6 protein-coding genes are annotated in these 9,803 nt (G+C 66.1%); 3 read left to right on the top strand and 3 right to left on the bottom strand.

Annotated elements, in window-relative coordinates; all coding sequences use genetic code 11:
- Nucleotides 1-195 precede the first annotated feature (195 nt).
- The 3 genes from AB0412_RS35660 to AB0412_RS35650 form a co-directional block, all read right to left on the bottom strand.
- Entirely contained in the window at nucleotides 196-4,470 is a 4,275-nt protein-coding gene (locus AB0412_RS35660; protein WP_366406783.1) for a trypsin-like peptidase domain-containing protein, read from the bottom strand.
- Between the two features lie 16 nt (nucleotides 4,471-4,486).
- Nucleotides 4,487-5,107, bottom strand: a complete 621-nt coding sequence (locus tag AB0412_RS35655; protein WP_366406784.1) for a CU044_2847 family protein — start codon at nucleotides 5,105-5,107, stop codon at nucleotides 4,487-4,489.
- A 477-nt stretch (nucleotides 5,108-5,584) separates the two neighbouring features.
- Nucleotides 5,585-7,060 carry a hypothetical protein gene (locus tag AB0412_RS35650; protein ID WP_366406782.1) on the bottom strand — a complete coding sequence of 492 codons (1,476 nt, stop codon included), beginning with the start codon at nucleotides 7,058-7,060 and terminating at the stop codon, nucleotides 5,585-5,587.
- Between the two features lie 258 nt (nucleotides 7,061-7,318).
- On the opposite strand from AB0412_RS35650, the gene AB0412_RS35645 reads away from it, so the two are divergent.
- From AB0412_RS35645 to AB0412_RS35635, 3 genes are all read left to right on the top strand, one after another.
- Nucleotides 7,319-7,834, top strand: coding sequence for a phosphoadenosine phosphosulfate reductase family protein (locus AB0412_RS35645; protein WP_366406781.1), 516 nt, complete (start codon nucleotides 7,319-7,321; stop codon nucleotides 7,832-7,834).
- 392 nt (nucleotides 7,835-8,226) lie between these two features.
- Nucleotides 8,227-8,604, top strand: coding sequence for a hypothetical protein (locus tag AB0412_RS35640; protein ID WP_366406780.1), 378 nt, complete (start codon nucleotides 8,227-8,229; stop codon nucleotides 8,602-8,604).
- Nucleotides 8,601-9,173, top strand: a complete 573-nt coding sequence (locus AB0412_RS35635) for a DUF6262 family protein (protein WP_366406779.1) — start codon at nucleotides 8,601-8,603, stop codon at nucleotides 9,171-9,173. The genes AB0412_RS35640 and AB0412_RS35635 overlap by 4 nt, the downstream gene beginning before the upstream one ends.
- Nucleotides 9,174-9,803 lie beyond the last annotated feature (630 nt).

Raw genomic sequence — 9,803 nt, 5'->3', positions numbered from 1 at the left:
ATGGTCCATTTGGTTTTCGCCCCCCGACGGCACGGACTGTGACGACCTTGGGTGAGCATTTGGGCGGGAGGAGTTGACGCTCTTGCGAGCGTCGCCTCGCCGAAGGCCTCACCCGAGTGTCCTAGCGGCCCCTGTAGCGAACGCAGCCAGGTGGCCGGAGCGCCGATGGCGACGTGATAGGTGATGCTGTTTCACCTAGGGGCAGACCGGGCCTTCCACATCCGTGCCCTTGAGATACATCGTTCGCTCTTCCGTTGTGAAATCGCGGTGAAGGGCACGACAGATATGTCGGATGGCCGCGGCGGGATCGGGTGAGCTCAGGTGCCACAGCCGGAGCGTGCGGTCGGCGCTGCCCGAGGCGAAAGTGCGGCCGTCCGGGCTGACGGTGAGGGCATAGACGCCGTACTCGTGGCCCGTGAGTATCTTTTGCAGCCGTGCCGTGGCCATGTCCCAGAGGTAGATCCAGCCGTTTGCCGTTCCGCTGATCAAAGTGCGGCCATCGCGGCTGAACACGGCTGCGTAGACATACCCGTCGTGGTAGCCCAGCGTGCGGCGGGGCGTGCCGGAGGCGGCGTCCCACAGACTCACGGCCGAGTTAGAGATGCTTGCGGTGGCGAGCGTGCGGCCATCTGGGGTGAAGGCTACGGACGCCACGCCGGGGGTGCGCACCATGATTGTCCGGCGAGCCGCACCGGAGCGCGAATCCCACAACCGGACGGCCGTACTGTCGGCGCCGCCGGTAGCGAGGGACCGGCCGTCGGGGCTGAAGGCGACTGAGAAGACACCGCCGGGAACGGGAAGCGATTTCCGGATACGCCAGGTGGTGGTGTTCCACAACCGTACGGCATCGTCGTTACCGCCCGTCGCGAGCGTCCGGCCGTCGGGCGAGAACGCCACGGCCCCAACGTAGTCGGTATGCCCCTTCAATGTTCGTAGGGCTCTGCCCGTGGCCACGTCCCACAACCGGACGGTCCGGTCGCTGCTGGCTGTCGCGAGCATCCGGCCGTCGGGGCTGAAGTCCATCGAGTTCACCAGGGCGGTATGCCCGGCCAGCCGTCGAACCGCCTTCCCGGTAGCCGGGTCCCATAGCCGGACCAAGCCCTTTTCGCCGCCGGCGGCGAGCGTGCGCCCATCCGGACTGAACGCCGCCGCCCGCACCGCCCCAGCGGGCTCGCTCAGGACCTTTTCCGCATCATCAGTCCTCGTGTCCCACAAGCGGGCGGAGTTGTCTTTGCTACCCGTAAGCAGCGTCCGGCCGTCGGGGCCGAAGGCCACCGTCAGCACAAAGTCCGTGTGCCCGACTAAGGAGTCCTGCTCGCTACCGGAGTCCGTGTTCCAGAAGGTAACGACGTTTTCGTCACTCCCGACGGCCAGAACCCGGTCGTCCGCTCCGAAGTCCAGGGAGTTGATGAGGACGAAATTGGTGCTGATCGTCTTCTTCACTTTTCCGGTGGCCAGGTCCCACAAGATGATCTTGTCCCCATCGCCCGCTGCAGCCAGCGTCCGGCCGTCGGGGCTGAGAGTCGACGTGTAGAACTTGTCATCGCCGCGGAGCGTCCTGCGTGCCGCGGCCGTAGCTACCTCCCATACCTTCACCGCCTTGTCCTCGCCGACCGTGATGAAAGAAGCGCCGTCTGGGGTGAAAACTAGCGAGCGTACGGGGCCTGTGTGAGCTGCTATAACGGCCCGGACTCGTCCAGTCACCGGGTCCCACAGACGCGCGGTACCATCCGCGCCCCCAGTTGCCAGCATGTGCCCGTCGGGACTATAAGCCACTGATAACACGCCCCCGGTGTGGCCCGTCAGAGATGCACGCAAGTCACCCGTGCGTCTATCCCACAGACGTACCACTCCGTCATTGTCGGCCGAGGCAAGTGTCCTCCCGTCCGGGCTGAAGGCCACTGAGACAACGGCCTTGGCCCGGCTGACGAGCGTCCTGTGTGATGTGCCGTCTGAGGCGCTCCACAGCCGGATTCTGCCGTCCATACCACCAGTGGCGACGGTGGTCCCGTCCGGGCTGAAAGCGGCGGTATACACCGGCGCACTGTGGCCCGTTAGGACACTCCGCAGCGGGGTCGCAGCAGCAGCATGGAGTGCGGAGACCGCTTCCTCGGTCGGGCTGATGCGGTACGCCTGGACCGCGAGCAGTGCCGCGGCGTCGGGGTCGCTGTTCTTGATACCGGTGTACTGTGCCGCTATCTCCCGTGACTGGGCGACCCGCTGGGCCGTGATGGCTGCCTTCCGTTGCCAAAAGGCGACGCCGGCGGCGATGAGGGCAAGTGCCAAGAAGCAGGACAGAGCGACGTTCACCCGGCGTGTGCGGCGCAGTTCGGCCTGCTGTTGCCGGCGGCTGCGGGCGAGAAAGGAGGCGACGGTGCTCGGCAGGCCGCGCTCTTTCGCCCAGTCGATGCCTTCGGCCAGGTCACTGCCGTCGAGCAAGTCGCCGGTATCGGAACTTTCCTTATACCGCGCGTACTGTTTGGCGGCACGGTCCAGCCAGTCTTGGAACCGGTGATCGGCGGCGACCCAGTGCCGCAAGTCGCCCCACTCGCGGATGAGGGCTTCGTGCATGAGCTCGGCGGTCGCCGGGCCCGGCGTGCCGTCGGTCCGCGGCATGGTCCGGGTGGTCACGACACGCTGGTAGGTCAGGGCGGCGAGCACCCGGTCGAAGTCGCCCTCGCTAGCGGGGCCGGGCCCGGCAGCGACCCCGGCCAGCTCACGCAAATCGGTGAGGGCCACCTGCCGACGTGTTGCGGGGATAGCGTTGGTGGCGTCGGCCGGACGTACGAGTGCCGTGAGGAGGCGCTGGGCGGTGGGACGGTCCGCCTCGGGTAGGCGGTTCAGTGCCGTGTCGCACCAGGTGGTGAGGGATCCGGTGACTCCACCGATTCTGTCGTACGCGCGGTGCGTCAGCCGACCGTCGTGGCGGCGTTCCCAGAGCTGGCTGAGCGTCAGCTGGAGCAGGGGCAGGAGTGTGATAGGGGCCCGGCGGGTGGTGGCCGCGGCAGGATCGGCCGCCAGGACGTCGGCGACGATGCGCTCCGCGAGGCCGTCCTCCACGTGTAGCCCGACCGCCCGGGCCGGTTCGGCGACGATGGCGTGCAGGTCCGCTATGCCCAGGGCGGCGGGCACGTTGAACAGCCCGGGCGTGGCCTCCTTCAGCAGGTCCGGTGCCTGGGCCGCCAGCAAGGGGTAGAAGTCGTCACGCATGACGAGGATCACAGTTGCCGCCGCCCGCGCGCGGATCAGCCCCGCCAGTTGTTCCTCGGCGGCAGCGAGGTGTGCGTCCGCCTGCTCCCCGGAGTCGGTGAGGAGCTCCTCAAACTGGTCGATGATGACGATCGGCCGTCGGCCGCCGGGCCCGGCCGCCGACCAGCGCCGTACAGCGGGCAGGATGCCGTCGGCTGTGGCCCCGGAGAGCCCGGTCTGTTCCAGCTCGGCCGCCAGGTGCCCACCGGGCCGGGCTAGCAGCGGCACCCACCGGTCGCTGCCGGGCAGCCCGCCGTCTGCCAGAGCGGGCAGCAGCCCTGCCCGGACCAGTGACGACTTGCCGGACCCGGAGGGCCCCAGCAACAACAGCACCTGCTGGTGCCGGCGGAGCTGTGCCACGGTTTCCGCCACGGCGGCCTGCCGTCCGTGGAACCAGGCGACGTGTTGCTCCGTGAATGGTTCGAGGGCGCGGTAGGGACAGCGGTCGCGTACCGCGAGCTCCGGCCGGACGGTGCGCAGGACGTGCGTTGGCGTTGCGTAGGCGATGTTCAGGCCGCGGCTCTGCTCGTCCGGATGGGTGATCGAGGTGACCATGCCGATCACCAGGCCGGTGACGTCGTCCAGGAGCGGTCCGCCGCTGAAGCCGGTCGTCAGGTCGTTGGCGTCGGTCAGCTGCAGCACAGCTTCGGGCCCCGCCTCGGCGGGCAGTAGATCCCCGGCCAGCCCGTAGCCGAAGTGCCCGCCGCGCGGGGCCTGGGCGGGGAACCCGAAGGCACGGACCCGGTGGCCGCGGGACCCGGCCGCGGACCCCAGCCTCACCGGCCGACCGCAAGCTGGGACGTCCTCCTCCAGATGCAGCACCGCGATGTCCTCGGCGTCGGGGGCCCTCCATCCCTCGTGCAGGACCTGGGCCGTCGTGCGCGGTGCGCCCGTAAGGTGCGGGAAGACCAGCCGGACCCTGCCGCCGGGGCCTTCCCCCGCCAGGGCCACCACATGAGCGCAAGTGAGGAGGATGTCCGGCGCGACGATGAATCCAGTGCCAGCGGTGTGGCCGTCCTGGGTCTCGATCCGGGCGACAGAGGCGGCCATGCGGTCCGCGCTGCTGGAGTCCACCGTTCCGTCGTCCTCTGGTGGATCGGTGCTTTCCGGCTCAGTGGCTTCAGGGCCGCTGTCTTCCAATGGCTGGGGGCTTTCCGGCTCAGGGCGTTCCGGTCCGCCGAGGCCCTCGTCGCCTGAACGCGGCTCGTTTACGGTGACCATGTTCTTGGTCCGGGCCTCAGGCGGTGTTCCCGACGAATCCCGGGCGCTGCCACAGCACCCTCACCTTGAAGTGGACGGCTGATTCGCCCTTGGTGATGACGGCGCCCGCCTGTGCCGAGAGGTCCACCCCGAACTCCACCTCGACCTCGTCCGGACCGGCCTGCCGCAGCTGTTCCAGTACCGCTGCGGCCGCATTGCGCACGGGGTCCAGCACCTGCTGCAGCGTGTTTGGCAGATCGCGTACGGCGTCCCCAACCCGTCCGGCCTTCACCGGCCCTTCGTTCGGGGACAGTGGTGCCGCTTCGAAGAGGATCGTGCCGCCACCCTCGATCGGAACACGTGCAAGGCTTGTCACTGGACCCCCACCTTCACCAGCTGTATCGGTGCGGTCACGCACCGAACGAAGTGGGGCCAGGGTACCCACGGCCGGGCGCGCCCGTGGCCGAGAAGCACTATTCCGGGGTGAGTTGGGACGAAGGGCGGGATGCCGTGCACCCTCTCGGGTGTCGGCATTCCCGCGTCGCCCGCCGAACCGTACGCGCCCGTTGGCAGGGCACGCTCGACACGGGTCCGCTGACGTCGCCGCCACCGTCGTGATCGTGCGCCGACCCGAGCAGAACACTGCCTCCGCCGCCATCGTCACCGGAGCGGATAACCGCACTCCCGGCGGTACCGCCGGACCGCGGCCCCGCCAGCCCCCAACCAGACGAGCCTGCCCATCCCGCTCACCCGGAATCGCCCCGTGGTCGAGTGCCTCGACTGTGGCGCCCCGCTGACCGACGCGGAGTCCCGGCGCTGGGCCGCTGCCGGAAGTGCCGAGGCGGCATCGTCACCGCCCCGACGCCTGGCCGGTTCGACGTCGAGCAGGAGCCCTGCCAGGCGCCGACGGGTGAGGATGAGTGTGCATTTCGAACCGAGTTCGAAAACCTTGGTCGACATGTACTCATCGCTGGTCCATAAGCCAGACCGCCGGCCTGCGCAGATCGGGCGTCGATGACTGTCCCGACGACGGGCACTCTCTGTAGTCACTCGCTGGAGCATTCGGCAGAATCGAATATTGCCCTCCGCCAGCACTCTCGGATTTGAAAAGCCGTCACGCCATGCACATCTTGGGCTATACGGGTATTTCAAAGCGACTGAAACGGGTGAGGAACTCGGCTGGCTCTGCGGCATAGGCGTTGGGAAGTTCAAACCGCTCGAACATCAGAGGAAGTATTCGTGTCACGCGCTGTGCCCGCTGCCCCAGGTCATACATAACCCACAACTGTGGACGGAATAGCCGCAGCCACTGCTGGCGGAACCAGTTTGCGCTAACTGGTGCGGCCAGGGAAGCCACCGCTTTCGGCCCAAACGGCAACGGCGTTACAGATTTCATAGCGGTATCTGAAACATCCAGCATGCCTGACGCGACTGCGGAGGCCTCCTCGGTGATTCGATTAATGTCGCCCTGCAGAGCTGCCTTCATCGAGTCAATTTTACTTAGGTGCCCGGCGAAGAGGTCCTCTTCAATTTTGCGGCGCCGTGCTCGGAATCGCCGTGCTTGCTGGCGGAGGCGGTGCACTGCGCCGGGAACGTCCTGGCGTGTAGGCGCAGTAGCAAGCACGGCGTTCAGCCAGAATGGCACCTGTAGCGACAACGTCGGCGCACGCAATGACAGCAACTGCGCCCACTGCTCTTGCAGCCAGTCCTCGGCGGGAGGGTGCAGTGAGCGAAGCTCCGCCAACGCAAGGCGAGCACGGGCGAGCTGGATCGGGGTACGCAGCGGGTTCGCCAGATATCTGAACGTCAGGATACGCCGTGGATCCAGGTAAATGCGAAACTGCTCAAGCATTATCTCGTAGCAAAGCGAACGGGCATCATTGTCCAGAATTAGCTTATTGAAGTCAACTTCCCGCGCCCGATAGGAACCATCTCGCAGGTTAAAAAGCGCATCGAAAGCAACATCGGTGCGATCGTCGTACCCGCTATAGTGACCGTGCAACTGATCGTAGGCATCACTGTCGTGGCGCGGAAACGCATTATGCGGCAATAGTTCACCCCAAGCTTCGCGCAACCACCCGATCCACGGACGGTCCGCGACGGTAGCCTCGTCTAGCTCCGTCTGGGCATCAAGAAAGTACCTTTCAATGAGATCGCGCATGCCGATAATGCCGGGTCGGCTCGATTCCTTAGGGTCTATTCCCTGAACCGTGTCATCCAACCTGAACAAACCATTCAATCGACTTGCGACATCATCATAGTCGAGCAACAGTAGTCGATCATAGAAAAGCAAACCGCCGACGACCGTCGCAAAGTCGAGGGTAGCAATAAAGGGATCTCGAATAGACCGAACGTCCTCGAACAAGGCTATCGTATTGCGGGCCGCGTTCCAGTCAATCACCGCTACAGAGGAGGGATTGTCGGGCAGCGCAAGAGAGGTCCTCTGCCGCGCCAACGGGTGCATGTCATCCAGCCATCGGAATTCCTGTCGGCTGGGCAGCGAACCTTCAGCCTGGGACGGCGGATAGCGAACGTCCAACGGAACTCGTGAAAATATTCCCTCTGTATTCGACACCAGAGGTGCATCGAGCTCGCCGTCGTTACGGCTCATGGCTTTCTCCCATTCAGGTGCAACACCAGCAGACTGGCCAGCGGCTCTCAGGAGCCGCCGAGATGCCTCAGTGAGCGCCCCATAACCGGCGCGCCCCGGCCTGCTTGCCTGCCAGCTTCACCACGCGCGCCGCCGGCAAATGCGGTCAGAGCTCCGTCGCGACGTCCATCACACATCACCCCTGGCGCCCCTTGCGCTATCCCTTACCTTCACGCTAAGCGAGACCACCAACCCGCGCAGATCGGGCAAGGACCATGGTTGTCCCGACCGCAGTCACTGTCCGTATTCACGCGATGGACGCATTCGGCAGAATCGAGTATTGCTCGCCGCCAGCAGCAGCGCCTGGCCATCGACATGCGCACCAGCGCGAACAGCCGCATGGTGCTCACCTGGCACCCCATCTTCGAGGTGACCGACCGCGAGGTCTGGCAGGGGATCGCCACACATGGGCTGGAGTACCACCCGGTCTACGACGCCCTGATCCCCCGCCTGTCCTGCGTGTTCTGCGTCCTGGCCCCCTTCGACGTCCTCGTGCGCGCCGCCCGTCTGTGCTGGGCTCTCGGCCTGCCGCTGCCCGCCCGCTACCGCGACCTGGAAGCGAAGATCGGCCACCGCTTCAAGCAGAGCCACAGCCTCGCGGAGGTCTACGCCGAGGCCGAGCGCCTCGAGCGGGAGGAAGGCCCGCTGGTCTGGAACCGCGGCGACGCCGTCCGGCAGCACCTCGGCGCCGGCGCAGCCGACGACTACCTGGCCCGCGTCGCGCTGGCCGCCTGACCCCCTTCACCCCACCGCCCGCCCAGGGGCCGCCGGCCACGCGGTCCGGCCCCTGGGACTGGCGGGCTCTGCCCACAAGGAGACCCCGGTGAGGTCCACCGACGCCTCGAGCTCCCGCGAGCAGCTGCCCTTCGCGATCCAGACGGAGATCCCGACCGCATCCGACTGGTGCCAAAGGTGGCAGCAGCGCACACCGTCATGGAGGCACGTCAGCGAAGGAGGCTTCGACGCCCGCCGCTACACGGTCGAGTCGCTGCCCGAGGAAGAGGCCAAGGCCTTCGTCCTCCAGCACCACTACTCCGCTTCCTACCCCTTTATCTTCACCGTGATCTTTTCGACAGCCACGTCAGCCACATCCATGCTGAACTGGGCGGATCATCGGTATCCAAGGGGTGTTCGGCATCGCAGGCACATTTGTCACGTCGTTCCGCGCAGAGCGGGCGACGCTGGACCAGGACAAGACAGGGTGGGTGATCGTCGGAACTGACGACTATGCCCTCCACCGTGAAGGCTCGCTGTTCCTCGCAGGTCTGCGTGACGCTGGCCGGGCATACAACACGGAGAGGACGTACGCCGGGCGGGCGGCGCTGTACCTGTCGTACTGCACCTTCCACCGCCTGGAATGGGCACAGATCACCGTGCGGCAGCTCGCGCGCTTCCTGCACTGGCTGGTGGAGGAGCCTCTGCCATCGCGGGCCCGCGGCGGTGGCGGGCCGGAACGATTCCGCGACGAAAACACCCTCCATCCCCGCCCGGAGAAGTACCGATGAATGAGTCCCGCACCCCCGCCCAGGTCCTGCGCGACGCGCGGCAGAAGGACTCGCGCGACAAGCGCGCCCGCGTCCTGGCGGTCGTCGACCAACTCCTCACCGACAACGAGCCGGTCACCTTCACCGGCGTGGCCCGCGCCGCGAACGTCTCCCACTGGCTCGTCTACGCCGAGGGCGTGCGCGAGCACATCGAGGCCGCCCGGCGCTGTCAGGGACGCGCCGCGACCAACAATGCCCACGCTGGACCCAAGGCACCGGCTGGATGGAAGGTGGAGAAGCAGCTCCTCCAGGAGGACAACCGGCGCCTTCGCCAAGAAGTCGAGCGCCTGAAGGGCGCCGTCCGCCGAAATCTCGGCCAGCAACTCGCCCAGATTGGGGCCGCCGACCTTGGAAGCCGCGTCGACGAACTCACCACCGACAACCAGCGCCTGCAGGGCGAGCGCGACGAGGCATTGGCCCGCGTCAAGGACCTGACCGACCAGCTCAGCGAGTTCCAGGACGATCTGGCCGGCGCGCGGATGAGCCTGCGGCGCATGATGCGCGCTGAGAACCAAGCCAGCCGGAAATGACCGGCGTCGAATTGTGCGGCCTGAGGTTCCCGTCGATCCCTTGCGAGGGTCACTTCGGGTAGATCACCACCCCGACGCGCGTTGAGACAGTGCCGCGATGCTGAGGGCACCCATCGTCAACTCTGGGAATGGCAACCTCTGGCTCCTTAAGCGATCCCCCTACTGCGGTGCCACGCGGCACCTTCCGAGCACATCCCTCTGGCCATTGTTCTGAGCGTAGGGCCTTCTTGTCTTCTGTGAAGAAGATCTGTACGGGGAGAGGGCTTGTGACCTTTGGCGGCGACTCATCCTTGTGAGCCAGAAGAACGAATCCGAGAACAGCCGCCAATGCAACCAGCCCAGACCACGGAAGCGCCTTCAAGAGGCTTTTATAGCGTTTACGAATCTGCTGCAACTCGACAAAATCCATCAAACTCCGCGTGTAGCGGTGGGCGGTTTCCTGGTTAGGGAGCCTATGTTGACGGCGCAGACGATGACCGCACGCGAGATGATAGAGATCGGAGATGGTCCTAACTCCGACGGGGAATAGCAACCCCTTGTTGGCATTGATGTCCGTGATTAGGGAGATTGTCCCCTTATTCAGACCCTGTGGTCGTCGACGGGCTCCCGCAGCTTGCGCTAGGCGGACAC

Origin of the sequence: Streptomyces sp. NPDC052012 (assembly GCF_040689265.1) — a bacterium.
Taxonomy (GTDB): domain Bacteria; phylum Actinomycetota; class Actinomycetes; order Streptomycetales; family Streptomycetaceae; genus Streptomyces.
Note: the sequence above shows the minus strand (reverse complement) of the source record. Positions and strands in the feature narration are given on the sequence as shown.